Source organism: Rhizobium sp. Leaf311 (assembly GCF_001423445.1).
Lineage (GTDB): Bacteria > Pseudomonadota > Alphaproteobacteria > Rhizobiales > Rhizobiaceae > Agrobacterium.
In genome coordinates, this window is record NZ_LMNZ01000004.1 from 787,835 (window position 1) to 805,251 (window position 17,417).

At 57.7% G+C, this 17,417-nt stretch carries 16 protein-coding genes; 4 read left to right on the top strand and 12 right to left on the bottom strand.

The genetic code is table 11. The features are described from left to right. Positions 1-93 precede the first annotated feature (93 nt). From ASF69_RS09535 to uvrB, 4 genes are all read right to left on the bottom strand, one after another. Positions 94-561, bottom strand: a complete 468-nt coding sequence (locus ASF69_RS09535) for a PRC-barrel domain-containing protein (RefSeq protein ID WP_062587024.1) — start codon at positions 559-561, stop codon at positions 94-96. Between the two features lie 217 nt (positions 562-778). After that, positions 779-1,699, bottom strand: a complete 921-nt coding sequence (locus tag ASF69_RS09540) for a hypothetical protein (protein WP_156462017.1) — start codon at positions 1,697-1,699, stop codon at positions 779-781. 27 nt (positions 1,700-1,726) lie between these two features. Then, positions 1,727-2,260, bottom strand: coding sequence for an ImmA/IrrE family metallo-endopeptidase (locus ASF69_RS09545; protein WP_062587026.1), 534 nt, complete (start codon positions 2,258-2,260; stop codon positions 1,727-1,729). Positions 2,261-2,420: 160 nt separating this feature from the next. After that, positions 2,421-5,453, bottom strand: a complete 3,033-nt coding sequence (gene uvrB / locus ASF69_RS09550; protein ID WP_062587027.1) for an excinuclease ABC subunit UvrB — start codon at positions 5,451-5,453, stop codon at positions 2,421-2,423. A 249-nt stretch (positions 5,454-5,702) separates the two neighbouring features. On the opposite strand from uvrB, the gene ASF69_RS09555 reads away from it, so the two are divergent. Beyond that, positions 5,703-6,056 (top strand): DMT family protein, encoded by a 354-nt coding sequence (locus tag ASF69_RS09555; protein ID WP_062452614.1) that lies wholly within the window; start codon positions 5,703-5,705, stop codon positions 6,054-6,056. A 65-nt stretch (positions 6,057-6,121) separates the two neighbouring features. Here ASF69_RS09555 and ASF69_RS09560 read toward each other — a convergent pair whose 3' ends face one another. Then, positions 6,122-7,072 (bottom strand): hypothetical protein, encoded by a 951-nt coding sequence (locus ASF69_RS09560; RefSeq protein ID WP_062587028.1) that lies wholly within the window; start codon positions 7,070-7,072, stop codon positions 6,122-6,124. 123 nt (positions 7,073-7,195) lie between these two features. Between ASF69_RS09560 and ASF69_RS09565 the strand changes: the two genes are divergently transcribed. Continuing rightward, a complete protein-coding gene (locus ASF69_RS09565; RefSeq protein ID WP_062587268.1) occupies positions 7,196-7,648 on the top strand; it encodes an Lrp/AsnC family transcriptional regulator in 453 nt (150 codons plus the stop codon). Between the two features lie 54 nt (positions 7,649-7,702). Here ASF69_RS09565 and ASF69_RS09570 read toward each other — a convergent pair whose 3' ends face one another. Together ASF69_RS09570 and ASF69_RS09575 are read right to left on the bottom strand one after the other, a co-directional pair. Next, the gene (locus tag ASF69_RS09570) at positions 7,703-9,118 is read right to left on the bottom strand and encodes a PepSY domain-containing protein (RefSeq protein ID WP_062587029.1); all 1,416 of its coding nucleotides are present in this window, start codon (positions 9,116-9,118) and stop codon (positions 7,703-7,705) included. Positions 9,119-9,196: 78 nt separating this feature from the next. Beyond that, positions 9,197-9,601, bottom strand: a complete 405-nt coding sequence (locus ASF69_RS09575) for a DUF2946 family protein (protein WP_062587269.1) — start codon at positions 9,599-9,601, stop codon at positions 9,197-9,199. A 163-nt stretch (positions 9,602-9,764) separates the two neighbouring features. Here ASF69_RS09575 and ASF69_RS09580 point away from each other — a divergent pair, with 163 nt between their 5' ends. Then, on the top strand, positions 9,765-11,327 hold the full coding sequence (locus ASF69_RS09580) for a DUF1800 domain-containing protein (RefSeq protein ID WP_062587030.1): 1,563 nt from the start codon (positions 9,765-9,767) through the stop codon (positions 11,325-11,327). A gap of 5 nt (positions 11,328-11,332) precedes the next feature. Further along, a complete protein-coding gene (locus ASF69_RS09585; protein WP_062587031.1) occupies positions 11,333-12,514 on the top strand; it encodes a DUF1501 domain-containing protein in 1,182 nt (393 codons plus the stop codon). 10 nt (positions 12,515-12,524) lie between these two features. Here ASF69_RS09585 and ASF69_RS09590 read toward each other — a convergent pair whose 3' ends face one another. The 5 genes from ASF69_RS09590 to ASF69_RS09610 form a co-directional block, all read right to left on the bottom strand. Then, positions 12,525-13,475, bottom strand: a complete 951-nt coding sequence (locus ASF69_RS09590; protein ID WP_062587032.1) for an MYG1 family protein — start codon at positions 13,473-13,475, stop codon at positions 12,525-12,527. Between the two features lie 77 nt (positions 13,476-13,552). Continuing rightward, positions 13,553-14,035, bottom strand: a complete 483-nt coding sequence (gene greA / locus ASF69_RS09595) for a transcription elongation factor GreA (protein WP_062587270.1) — start codon at positions 14,033-14,035, stop codon at positions 13,553-13,555. A gap of 65 nt (positions 14,036-14,100) precedes the next feature. Next, complete coding sequence (locus tag ASF69_RS09600; protein WP_062587033.1) at positions 14,101-15,309, bottom strand: ABC transporter permease; 1,209 nt, start codon at positions 15,307-15,309, stop codon at positions 14,101-14,103. Then, complete coding sequence (locus ASF69_RS09605) at positions 15,299-16,018, bottom strand: ABC transporter ATP-binding protein (RefSeq protein WP_062587034.1); 720 nt, start codon at positions 16,016-16,018, stop codon at positions 15,299-15,301. Before ASF69_RS09605 ends, ASF69_RS09600 begins: the two co-directional genes overlap by 11 nt. 14 nt (positions 16,019-16,032) lie before the next feature. Continuing rightward, positions 16,033-17,331 carry an efflux RND transporter periplasmic adaptor subunit gene (locus tag ASF69_RS09610; protein WP_062587035.1) on the bottom strand — a complete coding sequence of 433 codons (1,299 nt, stop codon included), beginning with the start codon at positions 17,329-17,331 and terminating at the stop codon, positions 16,033-16,035. Between the last annotated feature and the right edge of the window lie 86 nt (positions 17,332-17,417).

Sequence of the window (17,417 nt, forward strand, 5' to 3'; positions counted from 1 at the left end):
ACAAGGCATCAGGCAAAAAGAAACCCGTCGAAGGCGGATCATCCATCCTCGACGGGTTGTTCACAGCCGGGCTGTGGTCGGACTTAAAGCGGATTAGTCATCCAGCTTGTCATAGTCCAACTTGGGAGCGTTCGTAAGCGCATCCTTGGTGGTGTCGACATAGGCCTTCCATGTGCCATTGTCATTGTTGATGGCGACCGACGACAGGTCGAGAACAACGTAGCTCTTGTCGATGCCAAGGAAGCCGCCGACGCTGGCAACTAGGCCGATGACAGACTTGCCATCGCCGATCACGACGTCTTCGATTTCACCGATTTCCTCGTTCTGTGCGTTGTAAATATCCATGCCTTCAAGCTGCGAGGCCGTCAGGTCCGTCTTCTGCACGTTCACGAACTTCAAAGGACCGTTTGCCTTGGTGCCCATGGTAATACCAGGACCCGACAATGCAGCATCCGCGCCAGCAGCCGCAGGAGCGGCTGGAGCCGGTGTCGACGTCTGCGCATAAACAGCGGAGGCGGACAGAACTGCGGCGGCAGCGAGTGCGAAAACCTTGTTTTTCATAGTGTTTCTTCCCTTTCAGTATCGGACACGGTGTCCGGGGGAAGAACGGGTTGGGGTGGATTTGGTTCCGTAAGAGTTCGATTTCAAAACGCTAATCAGTCCGAAAGCGATCTTACAATTCCTTTTAACGCTTCTTCGCTCCGAGGATTTGTTTCGACTTCCTCGCCATCTGCTGCGGCTGATTCATCTCTCAGGCGGTCTTGAGAAATTATGTTCTCTAGCTCTCTATTCCAGTTCTTGCAGTATTCACTATAAAACTCAGGAGGATCAAATTTTCTTCGTTATATGTGCTTTTTATTTTCGGAATTTCAATTCCATTGTAATCTAAGTAACTAACTAAATACTTTTCTAGTTCGTCATTTGCTGGTGGCTTTGGTTGGCCGAGTAGCTCTCGTTGCTGAATGAGGAGAGTTTCGTGCCTATCGTCTCTGGAGGTGTCGATAGTCAACACGGGATACGGGCTATCGTTTGCGACACCCTTAAACACTTGCATCTCTACTAAACGAATGCTTCTTTTGAAGCCAGTAACTCGATGCGACCCAGCTGCTTGAGCAAGGAGTATTCCTAGGCCAGGCGAAATGGTTAACGTATCGATCGCAGAATTTTTGGAGATACGGAAACCGGCATCAATTCCCTTCCCAAGAAAATCAAAGTTGCTTGGCTCAGCATCAACTCTTAGTTCGTTGTCCTCTGTGGGAATATCATTTTTTCCGTTGAGAGAGTCCTCTGTGTCTCCTCCATTTTTTTTGATGGGCATAATGCTGCAGTTGGGACTTGGAAAAGAGCCCACCCAAGCGTTACCCTTTGTGTTGAGTTCGTATGTCTTCGCAGTAACTCCAAAATCCTTCAAGGATTCAATAAAAGCGCTGATAGCTGCACCTAAGTGGCAATGACTATACAAGCGGCAGCAAAATAATATTTCGTCGCCGACCGTTTTCCAAAGTTTGGGCTCTCCATTCGAGATTTCGTACTGTGTAATGCTTGGAGACAAGTTGCACGCCTCCGCATATTTTTCAGAGAGAATTCTAGGAAACTGCCCGTAAAATGCTTGGAAGGCTTTTATCCACTCAAGCGTATTTTGTTTTTTGTGTTTGTATGCGGTTGATCCCGTTAAATCGACGGAGAGAAAAAGGCGCACTCTATATTCGGGCACTCTCATATAGGATCATACCAGTTTAAGCGATTTGGCTCTTGCCTCAATTGCCGCACGGCTAACTTTAAATTTCTGCTGCATGAAGGAAATACCACGATTGTAGCTGTCTCGGAATAATTGGTCTGGCATCAAGAAAGACGCAGCGAACCAATTCGCTTCCCATTCGGCTCGCTGCTGAGTTGCATCCTGATTATCGACATGGCGAGTGGCTCGCATCACGGCACTGGGGTTGTCTTCGATAACTTTAGGTAAATGTAGCAGAAGGTGACCAAGCTCGTGTGCCACGGTAAATCTGTCGCGCTCTAACGAGGTAAGAGGTGAAAGATAAATGGTGAAATCAGATATTGAACGAGCAATCATAGAGCCGCTTTCAATATCTTCGTTTCCCGTGGAGCCAGACACAACTTTACCGCCAAGTCGTGCTACCAAGGCAATGATATCATCCCCCGGCTTAAACTGTAACGCTTCTGCAATTTGAGGGGCAAAAACCTCAACGCTAGCTTTCTTAACCCCAAGAGGTTTTGGATACACGAAGTGTCTGTTCATGCAGTCCTCCTTTCAGGTTCACCCAACATCGACTTATTTAATGCTTAACAGAAGTAAATGTTCGGTTGAAATTTTTAACGATGCAATTCGAGCGTCTTTTGCCCGAGTCTGCGACTGATGTCATCTACACTTTTGTTCATCGCGCTTACGTTACCGTCATTCACCGCCCCGGTCGCCCAGTCTTACCTTTCGTCCGACCCTTGCGCTTCTGCTCACCCGGGTCCTCATAGCTCCCCACGCCCACCTTGCCGCGCGCGATTGGGCGGGGGTCGTCTTTGGTGTTGGGGTTCAGGCCGGGGTTGGCGCGTTCGGGTTGGCCTTCCAGTAGGGGTGAGAAGCGTTTGCCGTCTTCGGACTTTGGCTTTGGCGGCACGGCTTTTTTGACCGGCTTTTCGGTCCGGCCAACGGTCATTTCGTCGAGGCTGTTCTTGCGGAACAGGGGTTTGGCGGTGTCTGTACCGGGGCCCATGTCGTCAAGGCTGGGCTTCTGGAACAGTGAGGTCGAGGCGCGCTCGCTACCCTCTGCGCTACCGCCCATCTCAGCCTCAAGGAGGGGGTTCGAATCGGAGCGGGCGCCCGGGCCAGTCTTCTTGCCTGATTTGCCCTTTGCGCCGCTTTCCAGCGATTTGGCTTCTTCCTTCGCAATTGGGTCGTCCATGGCGGCGAGTTCGGCGGCTTTGAGGCGTTTGATTTCGTCGCGCAGGCGGGCGGCCTTTTCGAAGTCGAGATCGGCGGCGGCGTCGCGCATGGATTTTTCCAGCGCGTTGAGGTGCGCCTGCAGATTGTTGCCGACCATATGGCCGCCATCTGCAAAGCCCTTGCCCGAGGTGCCGGAGATATCGGCGCGGACGTGATCGCGCTCGTAGACACTGTCGAGAATGTCGGAAATGCGCGCCTTGACGGACTCAGGCGTGATGCCATGTTCCTCGTTATAGGCCATCTGCTTTTCGCGGCGGCGGCTGGTTTCCTCCATCGCCCGCTTCATAGAGCCGGTGATGTTGTCAGCATAGAGAATGACCTTGCCATCGACGTTACGCGCCGCACGGCCAATGGTCTGGATGAGCGATGTCTCCGAGCGCAGGAAGCCTTCCTTGTCGGCATCGAGAATGGCGACGAAGCCGCATTCCGGAATGTCGAGACCTTCACGCAGCAGGTTGATGCCGACAAGCACGTCGAATGCGCCGAGGCGCAGGTCGCGGATGATTTCGATACGTTCCAGCGTATCAATGTCCGAGTGCATGTAGCGGACGCGCACGCCCTGTTCATGCAGATATTCGGTCAGGTCTTCGGCCATGCGCTTGGTGAGCACGGTGCAGAGCGTGCGATAACCCTTGGCGGCGGTTTCGCGAATTTCGCCGAGAACATCATCCACCTGGCTGCGGGCGGAGCGAACTTCGACCGGCGGATCGATGAGGCCGGTGGGGCGGATGACCTGCTCGGCAAAGACGCCGCCGGACTGTTCCATTTCCCAGGCGCCGGGTGTGGCCGAGACAGCCACGGTCGGCGGGCGCATCGCATCCCACTCCTCGAATCGCAGCGGGCGGTTATCCATGCAGGAGGGCAGGCGGAAGCCATATTCGGCCAGCGTCGCCTTGCGCCTGAAGTCGCCGCGATACATGCCGCCGATCTGGCTGACGGAAACGTGGCTTTCATCAATGAACAGCAGGGCGTTATCAGGGATATATTCAAACAGCGTCGGCGGTGGCTCGCCGGGGTTACGCCCGGTCAGATAGCGCGAATAGTTTTCGATGCCCGCGCAGGAGCCGGTGGCCTCCAGCATTTCGATATCGTAGCGCGTGCGCTGTTCCAGACGCTGCGCTTCCAGCAGACGTCCGGCCTTCTCCAGCTCCGCAAGGCGGCCTTTCAGCTCTTCCTTGATGGCGCGGATGGCGCCATTCAGCGTCGGGCGCGGCGTGACATAGTGCGAGTTGGCGTAGATCTTCACCGATTGCAGATCGCCGGTCTTTTGGCCGGTCAGCGGATCGAATTCGGTGATCGAGTCGATCTCGTCCCCGAACATGGAAATGCGCCATGCGGCATCTTCCAAGTGGGCAGGGAAGATTTCGATGGTATCGCCGCGCACACGGAAAGAGCCGCGCTGGAAATCCATGTCGCGGCGCTTGTATTGCTGGGCCACGAGATCGGCCAGAAGCTGGCGCTGATCAAGTCTGTCACCCACGGCCATCTGGAATGTCATGGCGGTGTAGGTTTCGACCGAACCGATACCATAGATGCAGGAGACCGAGGCGACGATGATGCAATCGTCACGTTCAAGCAGTGAACGGGTGGCGGAATGGCGCATCCGGTCGATTTGCTCGTTGATGGAGGACTCCTTCTCGATGAAGGTATCCGAGCGCGGCACATAGGCTTCCGGCTGATAATAATCGTAGTAGGAAACGAAATATTCCACCGCATTATCCGGGAAGAAGTTCTTGAATTCCGAATAGAGCTGCGCCGCCAGCGTTTTGTTGGGCGCGAGAATGACGGCAGGGCGTTGCGTCGCTTCAATGACCTTGGCCATGGTGAAGGTCTTGCCGGAGCCGGTGACGCCCAGCAGCACCTGTGACCGTTCGCCGGAATTGATGCCCTCAACCAGATCGGCAATCGCCGTTGGCTGGTCGCCAGCGGGTTCGAAGTCCGAGGCCATGCGGATGGTAATACCGCCTTCGGATTTGGCCGGGCGGGCAGGGCGGTGGGGCGTCCACAGCTTCCCATCCTTGAACAGCGGGTTGCCGCTTTCGATCAGCGCCGACAGGGCCTCGACCGTTGCCGTTACCGCGCCGGTGGCAAGATTTTCCGCATCCTCAAGGCTCACATCCATGCCCGCGACGGGGTTTAGACCAGCGGCTGCACGCGTCTTGGGGTCGTTCGACGCGCCGATGGAAACACCGCGCGACGTCTTCTGCGCGCTGGCCTTCTTGTTGACGCTTCCGCCGCTTTTGGCTTTTTCAGCCTCTTCTATCGCCTGTTTGCGCGCCTCGATCTCGATTTTCTTGCGATGCTTGCCAGCCTTGGATGCGACTTCCCGCTGCGTTTCCACGGAAGATGCTTCCGCCTCCGCTTCAAGCTGCTTTACCCAGTCCGAAACGCTGCCGGAGAGCGGCGCGCCTTCAAACGGGGCCTGCGGCATTTCCGCAAAGCCATCGGAGCGAGAGGTGTTGTTGTCGGGGGATTTCTTCGGTGATCTGGCCATTGTCGGAATATGGAGAGAGTCCAGTTGAAAAGGAAGGGGCGGGGAACAAAAAATGAGTACAAACAGGAAACGTTGAAGCTCAGGGAACCGGTTGCGAAGGCTTTGCGTTCTTCACGCGCTCTCACCACCCGGTTACAGGGCGCGTCAAAATCCTGTTCCTGTTTGCTGCGTCCTGCGCTAAGCAATACGCCGCAAGCCGGAACAGGTTCCCCTTGCCTCATTATTTTCCTCCCATCTCAAAGGTCTGTCATGCCTTTTTCCATAACCCCTGCGCATATCTGGCCGGTCGTCATGCTGATTGCCTCGAATGTCTTCATGACATTTGCCTGGTACGGACATCTCAAGCACAAGGGCAGCGTGCTGTTCTTCGCCATCCTGACCAGTTGGGGTATCGCCTTTTTTGAATATTGTCTCGCCGTGCCAGCCAATCGCCTTGGCTCCGAAGTCTATTCGACGGCGCAGCTAAAGACGATGCAGGAAGTCATCACGCTGACTGTCTTTGCGCTGTTTTCGGTATTCTGGTTGAAGGAAAGCCTGACGATCAACCATGTCATCGGCTTTGCGCTCATCGCTTTCGGCGCATCCTTCCTGTTCCGCTCGTAAGGGCAGGGCCTTTTCGCGAGGCGGTCGGCTCGAAAAACGGGCGACCGCCTCTTCACATCAGGCAGTCACGCTTCTTTCCTTCGGCCTGCGCGCAAGATGCGTTTGTCGTAAAACACGTGCAGCAGAGCGGCTATGGCGGCGGTTGCCGCGACGGCGAATACCAGCCTTCCGACGAGAATGCTGACGATATCCGCGCCCAGCGAAGCCATCAGCAGAGTGTCTTCGATCATGCTGTGGGCAAATCCCATGAAGACGCAGGAGAGAAAAATCTGACGCCGCGAAATCGTGCCGGATTGCGCTTCGCGAATGAGGAAACCCGCGCCGTAGGATATGCCAAGAAACAGGCCGATGGCCGTCAGTTGTTCAGCCTCGCCCTTGATGCCCGCCACGCGAAGGATTGGCGTAATTGCGAGCATGAGAACCTTCATCACCCCCGTGATTTTCAGAATTTCGAGGCTCCAGGAGAGGACGAAGAGGATGACAAGCATCCAGACGAGGGTTTCCAGCAGCGAGAGAAAATAGTCGCTCCATTCCAGTGTCGCTGTCATGGGTATCCAGCCGGGCTGGACGGGCGCGGAAAGAGCGCCTGTCGCCTGGAGGATGTGGTGCAGCAGAAAGGCGTAGAGCAGACCGCCGGCGATGCGCAACAGAGTTGTGACGACGAATGACGGACCCGCTTTCTGGATGATCTTCTGTTCCAGCGGCAATCCATGCGCAAACAGGATAAGCGCGGAAAAGACGGTGACCTCAGCCACGCTGAGGGACTGAACAGGCACCAGAGTGAAGATCAGCGGTATTGCGCCCCATATGCCCACAAGCATTGCAGTCAGCCAGGCCAGCCCCAGTTCTGGCGGTAATCCCACGATGTTCATGAAGGGCGCAAAGGCGGGGGAGATGACCTCGATCAGACCCATTCGCGACAGCACCTCCGTTGCCAGAGTAATGGGAACCGTGATGCGGACCAGCAGCCAATAGATGTGCAGCGTTTCACGGCTGTGCTTCAGGAATGTTTGCATCGCGGGTCCCTCTGGAAAATCATGTCCACTGTGCTACCGCGAGACCAATCGAATTTGTGGTCAAAAATTGCATGAGTGTGCAATTTTATTGCAAAGCGTCAGAGGCGGGCTATGCTCTCGGGCATGGATGCGATTGATCGGAAATTGTTGAACCTGATGCAGCGCGATGCATCGCGCACAAATGTCGAGATGGCCGACGACGTGGGCTTGTCGCCATCCAGCTGTCTGAGGCGCATCCAACGCTTGCGCAAATCCGGCGTCATCGACCGTATCGTTGCCATTCTTAACCCGGCCAAGGCGGGGCGAGGCGTGAAAGCCATGGTCACGGTTGAGCTGAAGCTGCATGGCGAGCAACATATGCGCCGGTTTCTGGAACTCGTCGCCGCCGAAGAGGCCGTTGCGCAGGCCTACGGCGTAACCGGGGAGACCGACGTCGTGCTGATGTTGCGTCTGCGGGACATGGATGAGTATGACGCTATCTGCGACAGGCTGTTTCGCGACGAGACGAATGTCGCCCGCTTCTATACAATGGTCGTCATCAAGACCGCCAAGGAGGAAACGGCGATCCGCATCTGACGCGACAATCTTTTTGAGGCGATTTTGGGTGCCGGGATTGCTCCCGGCACGGTTTCAGTGAGCGTTGCGCCGGTTCGCCCTTTGAATGGCGAAATCCAGAACCAGCATGACCAGCAGGCTTATTCCCACCAGCGGAAAAATGATTCCGCCAATAGCCAGCAGAGCGATCAAGCCGCGCAGAACGCGTTTGTCCTGCGGCAGGGGCGGAACGCCGAAGGAGCCTTTGGGGCGACGTTTCCACCACATGACACCGCCGGATACGGCCAGGAGGATGATGCCAAGGCAGGCGAGAGCCAGAATGATCTGGTTTACCAGCCCGAATTGCTGGCCCATATGAACGTTGATTCCCCATTCCAGGCCTTTGCCGAGCGGCCCGTAATCGGCATAGCTCATGTCGATGAGCGGCTCGCCGGTATATTGATCCAGGTGCACGACGCGCTGCTTGGCAAGGTCATCGGGATAGACAGAGCCGCTGTAGACGCCGGTCGGTGTCGTCGGCATTGCGACCGTATATCCCGCTTGCAGCCCCAAAGCATCAAAACGTGAGATTGCGTTGTCGATGCCGATCGGTGCGTTCGTAATGTCAGCACCTGTCGCGACGGGCGCGGGAGTTTCGGAATGCTGTCCGTGATCGTGTCCTGCGGAGGACATCGGCACCTGTGCCTGCTCGAGTGACCAGGTGGTTTTTGCCACGTTATCCAGATGCGTACCGGACATTGGAACATCCACCCGAACGCCTGCGGGATAACCGAAATTGTTGCCGTTTGCCCATTCATTGACCTTCGCGCCCCAGACGCCGGACCATGGCATACCCGTTACGGCAAGGAAAATGATGAACAGACCAACGAAGGCGCCGGTCACAGCGTGGGTGTCGCGCCAGAAAACGCGCTTTTTCGGCGTCCCGCGGACGGTGACGACGCCGCCTGTCTGGTTGCGCGGCCACCAGAGATAGATGCCGGTTGCCACAAGCAGGATCGACCACCCAGCGGCTATTTCGATAAGATACCGCGTATAGGTCCCGAAATATTTCAGACTGTGCAGATAGCGTATCGTCCACATGACAGTGCCGCGATCCGGCAAGGAACCAAGCACCTTTCCGCTATATGTATTGAGGTAGACGGCCCGCTTGCCATCGGGTGTCTTGATGGTGATTTCCGTCGAAGCGCCGGGGTCCGTCGGCGTCGTGTATTTGAGAACCGTACCGGGAACGGCTGCCAGGGCGGCGTCGATGATGGCAGACGGAGCGGCCTTTGGTGCGTTCTGTACAGCTTCGATGCGCTTGAGATCGGAATGGATTATCGCGTCGATTTCATCTCTGAAGAGATAGAGCGCGCCGGTAACGGCGAGTGAAATCATGAAGGGCAGCACGAAGAGCCCGGCATAGAAATGCCATCGCCAGACAGCGCGATAGAGGTTGATGGAGGAGGCTGCCGATTGGCGCGCATCCTCGAAAGAGGTGGTAACGGACATGAATGTCTCCGCAGAAGAATGAGGAAAGACGGCGAAATGCGCTACGCCTCTCGACGTGGCGCATGGGCCATGGTGATCTCAAACATCTCTGGCGAAGGGTGGTCCGCGCGGCCGTGAACCCAGGTTAGGCGAAGGCGGTGAAAGAACTTCCGTGACGGGTTGGAAGTGGAGCAGGATCGTCGGCAGTGGGGCAGGAATAAGCTCGATGACCGGGCTGGGTATTGCAGCGCCGGAGGCGGATGCCAGGCGGCACATGGTCCCGCAGCAGTTATTCGCGAGCTTCCCCGCCGGGTCCTGCTTTTCGGATGCCCCGCCCTGCGTGTGCATGGAGCAGATGATCTCATCTGCCGCCAGCGCCGCTGAAGCCATGGCGCCGTTTGTAAATCCGTTGGCGAGACCTTGTAGCAGGAAAAGCAGAAGCGCCAGCGTGGCGATAGCGCCAGCCGAGCTTCTATCCTGCATGATGTCGCGAACAAGCCTCATGGCGCCGACGTGCCACAGTTTTTCCGCATTGTCACTGCGGCAAGATGTACGTCTGGCCGAATTACAAATTGTCCATGTCGGCAAATCGCCATTGTTTCGCAGCTTTTTTGCCGGAATTGGCTGTGATCCTTCCCCGACTTGAAGTTGGTCGGAGTAGCAAAACATGGCTCCCTTTTCTCCAACGATAGCGGCGATCCGCTATGGCTATGGCCTTTCGCCGGGCCAGGTTCTCACGCAGAATGTCGATGACCTCTTGGTTCAGCTTGCGGATGCGCCTTTGAAGGATGCGTTTTTTCCGGTGGGCGGAGTGCTTGCCGCGCGCCAGCGGGCCGATGATCTTGCGGACGGGTTGGTCGCTGTCCGTCCCGCCAACAATGGTGGCGAGCGTGATCGCGATGCGCGCCGCGCCCTGCAGAAAAAAGCCGAGCAGAGTTTGCAACGCGACAGCACCGCCCGGGTCATGCAGTCAGTGTTCTCGCCCTACGGCTTCCACGAGCGTCTTGCGGCGTTCTGGACAGACCACTTCTCTGTCAACGCTCACAAGTCGCTACCGATGCGAGCGCTCACTCCGCTTTATGAGGTCGAGGCGATTCGACCGCATCTTGCCGGTCGGTTTCGCGACTTGCTTCAGGCTGCCGTGCTGCATCCCGCGATGCTGATCTATCTCGACCAGAACAGATCGACCGGACCGGAATCAGTTGCGGCTGAACGCCAGAAGCGCGGCCTCAATGAAAATCTGGGCCGCGAATTGCTGGAACTGCACACCATGGGCGCTGGCAGCGGCTATACGCAGCAGGATGTGCGCTCGGCGGCCTTGGTGCTTACCGGCATGACGGTGGATGACCGTTACGAAATGCTGTTCCGTCCCCGCATGGCGGAACCCGGTGAGATCAAGGTTCTTGGCGTTTCCTATGGAGGCCGCAAGCGCACCGCGGATGATTGCCTTGCAATGCTCGACGATCTGGCGACGCGCCCAGAGACCGCGCTGCATGTCTGTCGAAAGCTGGCCACACATTTTATCGCCGATGATCCTCCCATGGATGTTGTCGGTGCCATGGCGAAAGAGTGGAAAGCCAGTGATGGCAACCTCATCAAGGTCTATGCGGCCATGCTGAACCAGCCGCGTGCCTGGAGCGATCCGGGCCGCAAGATGAAGCTGCCCTTTGACTTTGTGGTTTCCGGGCTGCGGGCATTCGGCGTCAACCGGAAAAACTGGGAGCAGCGATTATCTCCATCCGGTGACGGCGAGGCCGCAAGGTCAGTCCCCGTAGGTTCGGTGCAACCCGGCATGGGTGATATGGCTGGTGCCGAAAGCGCGCAATCCATGGCCCCACCCAGCGGAGACATGGCAGCCGAGAAGCCCGGTCCGGAGGGGCAAGGCGCTGACGCGAAAATTCAGAAGCCCGCCAACAGGCAAAGTCTGGCACGAACGCTGACGCTGGCGTCGCTGCGCCGCATGGGCCAACCCGTCTGGCAGCCGCCAAGTCCCGCGGGATTTGAGGAGGGTGTCGCTTCCTGGCTCTCTCCAAGCCAGATGAGCGAGCGTATCCTGTGGGCGCGCAAGGCATCGAACACGCTTGGCGGCGACATGGAGCCGCGAAAGCTTCTGGAAGTCGCGTTGGCGGATATGGCCAGAGACGACACGATCCGTGTGGTCAGCCAGGCGCCCAATCGTGCGAGCGGCATGACGCTTGCGCTTTCCTCCCCGGAATTCAACAGGAGATAGGATCAATGACCATCTCTCAGACCATGCTTATCAGCCGCCGCAATTTTCTGGTGACGGCTTGCTGCGCGGCTGCCGTGCCGGCGTTTTCACCAGTCAGCTTCGCCGCCATGCCGGGCGAAAACCGCTTCGTCACCATTGTGCTTCGCGGAGCCATGGATGGGCTGGACCTGGTTCAGCCCTATGGTGATCCTGCATTCGCAGGGTTTCGTCCGACACTTGCCCTGACGCCAGATACCGGCCTGATCGATCTCGATGGGCATTTCGGGCTCAACCCGGCAGCGCAGCCTTTGATGCCTCTGTGGCAGGCGAAGGAACTGGCCTTCGTCCATGCGGTTTCCACACCCTACCGCGATCAGCGCAGCCATTTCGACGGGCAGGATATGCTGGAGAGCGGGGCAGAGCATGTCCATGAGGAACGCACCGGATGGCTCAACCGCGCCCTGTCGTCCATCCCGCGCTCCGCAGATCGCAAGGCGATAGACATCAACACGTCGATGGAGCTCATTCTCTCAGGTCCGAACGAGGCGGACGTCTGGGCCTCCACGTCCAACATGACGATGGGAGCAGATGAAATCGGCTTCTTCAAGCGGCTCTATGCGAATGATCCGGAATTTAACCAGGTTCTCGCCGAAGCCTTGCGCACCGACATGTCGGCGGAACAACTCTTTCAGGATGAAAAGCGCGGGCAGGGCATTCGCGATGTCGCCAAGCTGGCGGGTGGCCTGCTGAAAGAAGATTACCGCATCGCCAGTTTCTCCGTGGACGGCTGGGATACCCATGCGGGGCAGAAGGGGCAGTTTGCCAGAACGGTCAAGGACCTGACCATTGCGCTGACGACGCTGAAAGATGCGGTCGGGCCGGAGGTCTGGAAGAAAACGGTTGTCGTTGCGATGACCGAATTTGGACGCACGGCCCGCGAGAACGGCACGGGCGGTACCGACCATGGCACAGGCGGCGTCGCAGTCCTTGCTGGTGGCGGTATCGATGGCGGCCGCGTTCTAGGCAACTGGCCCGGCCTCGGCGATGGCAAGCTTCTCGACGATCGCGACCTGATGCCGACCGGCGATGTTCGCGAACTTGCTGCCGCCATGCTCTATCGCCAGTTCGACGTATCCAGTGAAGCGCTGACCAACACGATATTTCCCGGCCTGAACTTCGACAGGTCCTCAGCCTACCTCAAAATCTGAGGTGATCAGATCAGGGCGCGGCGGTTGCCGATGTTGCAGCATCGATCAAAGCGGTCTTCACTGCGATATCGGCCATTTCAAGCGCGGCTGCGCGTGATTTCGCAGCCGCGATAAAGCGGCCATTGTGGCAGAAGGTTGCGCCCTCAACGCCGCAAGCCGCTTCCAGATCGGCGTCCGTCAGCCCACCCCAGGCCGCAGGCAGGTCTGCTCGCAGTTCAAATCCATCGTCGGCACGGCGAATACCCGTTACGCACCAATCCTTGTCGCGCGGGTGGACCACGAAAAGAAGATGGTCAGCACCGGCTTTGACGATTGCAGGACGGAACGGCATTCCCAAAGGAAGCTCCAGAACGCGGCCTTCGCCCGTTGCATCGATGGCCTTCAACACAAGGGCTTCAGCCCGCAGCTTTGCCGCCTTCTTCTCGATGTTTGCCTCAACGAAGCTGCGCGCGATGGAGAGCGCATGATGGAACGCGCGGTCGTCGGCTTCCGGGTCGCTATTGTCGAAAGATGGCTTCAGCGTCTCAAGGAGGCTGGGCAGCGTCAAGGTAGACAGTTGCCCCGCGGTGGATGGGCTCAGCGCACCATTATCCGTGAGATCGATTGGCAGAACGAAGCTTGCGTCGAATGAGGCATGAAGGGCCTCGATATGGGTATCGGAAATGCCCGATGCCGCCATATAATCGCGACCGAAATGCTTCCACACCAGTCCGAAAGAACTATAGGGCTGGCCGTCCTCTCTAAGAGGCGCTCCGCGCTGATGATGATCGAAAATGCGCGTCTGCGCATCATAGGCGCCGCCCACGTCATAGATGATACGATCGGAGGCAGGCGTGATCCATTCCGGCGAGCGGCTGCGTATGATTTTCGCCTGGGGGAAGAGGCGGGTCAGGATGACGCTGGACAGAAGTTCATCGGCATGAAAGCCACCGGAGTGGGTAACGAGAAATTCCGCTGTCATCAGGTAGCTGGCCTTGTTGGTAGGAGTGCGATCTTGACGATCAAATATCGCTTGTCCGACCGCCTAGCAAGCAAACATCAGCTGATAGCAGTGATTTCCAGCTCATCGTCACCCACATAGGCTGGATCACCGACCGATTTCCCCAAAAGCGCCCTGGCGACAGGGGAGACGTAGGAGATTGAACCCGTCTTTGGGTCTGCCTCGTCTTCCCCGACAATCCGGTAGGTTTGCACCCGCCCGTCTTCCCGTGAGAATGTCACGGTGCTGCCAAAGGCGACGACATCGTTGTTTTCGGGCGGCGCTACGAATTGTGCGGTATGAAGCCTTTCGGAAAAATACCTGAGATCGCGCATGTGCGGGCCAGCCTGTCGACGACGCTCGTTGATGTCCTCAATGGCGTTTGCCTCATCAAATGCCGCTCTTGCGGCAGCGACCTGCTTCTGGAGTGCTATCAAACCCGCCTCGGTGACGAGGTTGGGATGCGGCGAGACGGGGCGATCCGGCAGCTGTGTTTCTGCTGCGGTTTCGGCACTCTCTTCCTTTACGAAGGCTACGCTCACGGTCAAATTCCTTTATACACTTATCCTCATATGGAGAGTGCAGAGCGGAAAGACAACCGTTTGGCTCATTCGTGTCGCAGCGCCTCGATAGGGCTGAGGTTCGCTGCCCTGCGCGCCGGGAAGTAACCAAAAATGACACCGATTGCCGCGGAGAAGGCGAATGCGAGCGCGATGATCGAAGGGCTGGTGACGAAGGGAACGCCCAGAAAGCTCACCACGGCATAGGCAAGACCCAGCCCCGTGAGAATTCCAGCAAGACCTCCGAAGGCAGAGAGCATCACCGCCTCGACCAGAAACTGGGTCAGGACCTGTTTTTCCAACGCGCCGATAGCAAGCCGGATGCCGATTTCGCGGGTCCGTTCGGTCACGGAAACAAGCATGATGTTCATGATGCCAATGCCCCCGACGAGCAGACTGACCGCCGCGACAGCGCCGAGAAGCCCGGTCAGTAGGGTTGTCGTTCCCGTCATTGCCGAAGCGATCTGCGCCATGTCATTGACGGTAAAGTCGTCCTCGCGGCCCAAACCAATGCGACGGCGTTCGCGCAGAAGGTTTTCGATATCTGCCTGAACCTTGGCGGTGGAAACGCCGTCCTGCGCAGAGACCATGATGCTCGATATGGTCGTGGTGCCACCGATGCGCCGCTGGTGGATTTTCAGTGGCATGATGATGGTATCGTCCTGATCGTCACCTAAGCCCGATTGGCCCTTGCGCGCCAGCACCCCGATGACAGGGCAGGAGATGTTGCTGACCCGGATCGTCTGCCCAACCGGGTTGGCGGACCCGAACAGCTCCTGCCGGACGGTCTCGCCGATGATGCAGCCGATTTGACCGCCACGATCTTCCGCAGGCAGAAATTCCCGTCCCAGTGCCAGCGTCCAGTCCTGCACGGTCAGGTAATCATTGGTGGTGCCAACCACGCTGGTCGAATGATTCTTGCCGCCATAGATGACCGTCGCAGCAGAGCTTCTGTTGAGTGGAGCGACGGCGCGCACACCGCCTAGCTGGTCACGCATGGCCTGAACGTCATGCTCGTTGAAACGCTTCGCCTCAGTGCTGGCGCGTCCGGGGCCAAACTGGCCCGGGCGTACGAAAAGCATGTTGGTGCCCAGCCGCGAAAGCTCCGATTTCACCTGCGCCGTCGTGCCGTTTCCGATGGTGACCATGGCGATGACTGCCGCCACGCCGATGACGACACCGAGCACGGTCAGGAAAGAGCGAAGCATGTTCCGGCTTATGGCGCGCAATGCAAGCCGGGCTGTCTCAAGAAACATCATGGGCCTCCGGGATCTGGTTGGCGCTGTCTGAGGCAAGGTGGCCATCGACAAACCGCAACAGGCGGCCTGCATAGGCAGCGATGTCTTCCTCATGCGTCACCATGACGACAGTAATCCCCCTGTCGCGGTTCAGCGAGGTGATCAGTTCCATGATTTCGGTGCTGGTCTTTGTATCGAGATTGCCGGTGGGTTCATCGGCCAGCAGGAGAGCGGGCTGGGTAACGATGGCACGCGCAATGGCCACGCGCTGCTGCTGCCCGCCCGAAAGCTCCTGCGTCGTGTGGTGTTCTCGACCCGCAAGCCCCACCTGCGCCAGCGCCTCCAGCGCTCGGGGACGCCGCTCCGCAGCCTTCATGCCCCGGTAAATGAGGGGCAATTCGACATTTTCCACGGCAGAGGTGCGCGGCAAAAGGTTGAAGCCCTGAAAAACGAAGCCGAGCATATGACGACGCAACAGCGTCAGTTGTTCCTTGTCGAAGCCGCTGGTCGGCACGCCCTGAAAAAAGTACTCGCCTGCCGTTGCCGTATCGAGGCACCCGATGATGTTCATGGAGGTGGACTTGCCGGAGCCCGAAGGTCCCATGATGGCAACGAATTCACCCTCCGCGATAGACAGGCTGACGCCGTCCAGTGCGCGGATCGTCGCTTCGCCGACGCCATATTGCTTGACGACGTTGCGGAACTCTATGAGCGGGTGGACTGTCATGCTCTGCTCCCGCTTCAATTGCTGCGCTGGGAAGCGTCTGTAATGACCTGATCGTCAACCTTCACGTCGCCTGATTTGATGGCGGTGAACTGGCCGTCCGTAGAGCCGGTTTCCACCTCGACGGGGACGGGATTGTTGTTGCGCAGGACCCAGATGTTTCGCTTTGCCGAGACCGCCGGTTCGTCGCCACCACGCTGCCTGTTCATTCGCGGAGGCCGAAACAGTCCCATCAGCCCACCACCGCCACGAGAGGCGGATTCGCGTGGTGGGCTGTATCTGAGAGCGGTATTGGGGACGAGGATGGCGTCCTTTACCTGCTCCACCACGATATTGGCTGTGGCTGTCATGCCTGGACGCAGAAGCAATTCCGCATTGTCGACAGTCAGAATGCCCTTATAGGTCACGACGTTCGAAACGGTCTCAGACGCAAATCGCACCGTCTCAATGGAGGCGGGGAAGTTGCGGTCCGGATAGGCGTCGACATTGAAAGACGCAGTCTGGCCGTTCCGGACTTTTCCGACGTCAGCCTCGTCAATCGCGACCTGCAATTCCATCTGCCGCAAATCGCCGGCGATGGTGAAGAGAACGGGCGCATTGAGTGACGAAGCCACCGTGGCCCCAGGATCAACGTCGCGCGTGAGCACGACACCGTCTATCGGCGAGATGATTCTGGCCTTGCCGAGGTTGAGTTCCGCCAAGCGCAAATCAGCCTCCGACGACAGCACGGACGCGCTATTGACCTGAAGCGTAGCTGCGGCAGCATCATAATTGAACTGTGCGGCGTCCAGATCCTGCTGGCTGGACACACGGCTTTGCACGAGCGATTTTAGCCGGTCGAGCGATGCCTTGGCGGAGCCGAGATCGGCGGTTGCCTTGAGAACATTTGCTTGTGCCGATGCGAGCTTGGCGCGGGCACTCTGCACATCCGCCTGCAGCTTGTTCGTATCCAGTTCTGCCAACACGTCGCCTGCCTTGACCGGGCTGTTATAGGTCACATTGACCTTTCTAACGGTGCCGGAAAGCTCGCTTGAAATATCCACCTGATCGGTTGGCTGGACCGAACCCGTGGATGTAACGATGACGGATAGATCGCCCTTTTTGACGTCTGCCGTGGTGTAGGTATAGGAAACCCGCGAGCCGCCAGAGATATAATAATAGGTCACCGCCCCACCCAGCAGCAGAACCGCACCCAGCACATAGATAAAACGGCGCGACTTTCTTTTGCCTTTACTGGAAGCGCCGAGAATCTCTCGAAGATCCGGTTGTTGTGCCGTCCTGCTTGTATCGTTGCCGACGTCATCGGGCTTGGTCATTTCTCTTCCCTGCAACTCGGCCGACCCGTGACAATATCGTGCGCATGACGCCTGATGAACGATCTGGATCGGATTCGGCTCCACGT

Bases quoted from the DNA above. Each gene is read 5' to 3' on its own strand.
- ASF69_RS09535 (WP_062587024.1), bottom strand. From the start codon at position 561: ATGAAAAACAAGGTTTTCGCACTCGCTGCCGCCGCAGTTCTGTCCGCC.
- ASF69_RS09545 (WP_062587026.1), bottom strand. From the start codon at position 2,260: ATGAACAGACACTTCGTGTATCCAAAACCTCTTGGGGTTAAGAAAGCT.
- uvrB (WP_062587027.1), bottom strand. From the start codon at position 5,453: ATGGCCAGATCACCGAAGAAATCCCCCGACAACAACACCTCTCGCTCC.
- ASF69_RS09555 (WP_062452614.1), top strand. From the start codon at position 5,703: ATGCCTTTTTCCATAACCCCTGCGCATATCTGGCCGGTCGTCATGCTG.
- ASF69_RS09560 (WP_062587028.1), bottom strand. From the start codon at position 7,072: ATGCAAACATTCCTGAAGCACAGCCGTGAAACGCTGCACATCTATTGG.
- ASF69_RS09565 (WP_062587268.1), top strand. From the start codon at position 7,196: ATGGATGCGATTGATCGGAAATTGTTGAACCTGATGCAGCGCGATGCA.
- ASF69_RS09570 (WP_062587029.1), bottom strand. From the start codon at position 9,118: ATGTCCGTTACCACCTCTTTCGAGGATGCGCGCCAATCGGCAGCCTCC.
- ASF69_RS09575 (WP_062587269.1), bottom strand. From the start codon at position 9,601: ATGAGGCTTGTTCGCGACATCATGCAGGATAGAAGCTCGGCTGGCGCT.
- ASF69_RS09580 (WP_062587030.1), top strand. From the start codon at position 9,765: ATGGCTCCCTTTTCTCCAACGATAGCGGCGATCCGCTATGGCTATGGC.
- ASF69_RS09585 (WP_062587031.1), top strand. From the start codon at position 11,333: ATGACCATCTCTCAGACCATGCTTATCAGCCGCCGCAATTTTCTGGTG.
- ASF69_RS09590 (WP_062587032.1), bottom strand. From the start codon at position 13,475: ATGACAGCGGAATTTCTCGTTACCCACTCCGGTGGCTTTCATGCCGAT.
- ASF69_RS09600 (WP_062587033.1), bottom strand. From the start codon at position 15,309: ATGTTTCTTGAGACAGCCCGGCTTGCATTGCGCGCCATAAGCCGGAAC.
- ASF69_RS09605 (WP_062587034.1), bottom strand. From the start codon at position 16,018: ATGACAGTCCACCCGCTCATAGAGTTCCGCAACGTCGTCAAGCAATAT.
- ASF69_RS09610 (WP_062587035.1), bottom strand. From the start codon at position 17,331: ATGACCAAGCCCGATGACGTCGGCAACGATACAAGCAGGACGGCACAA.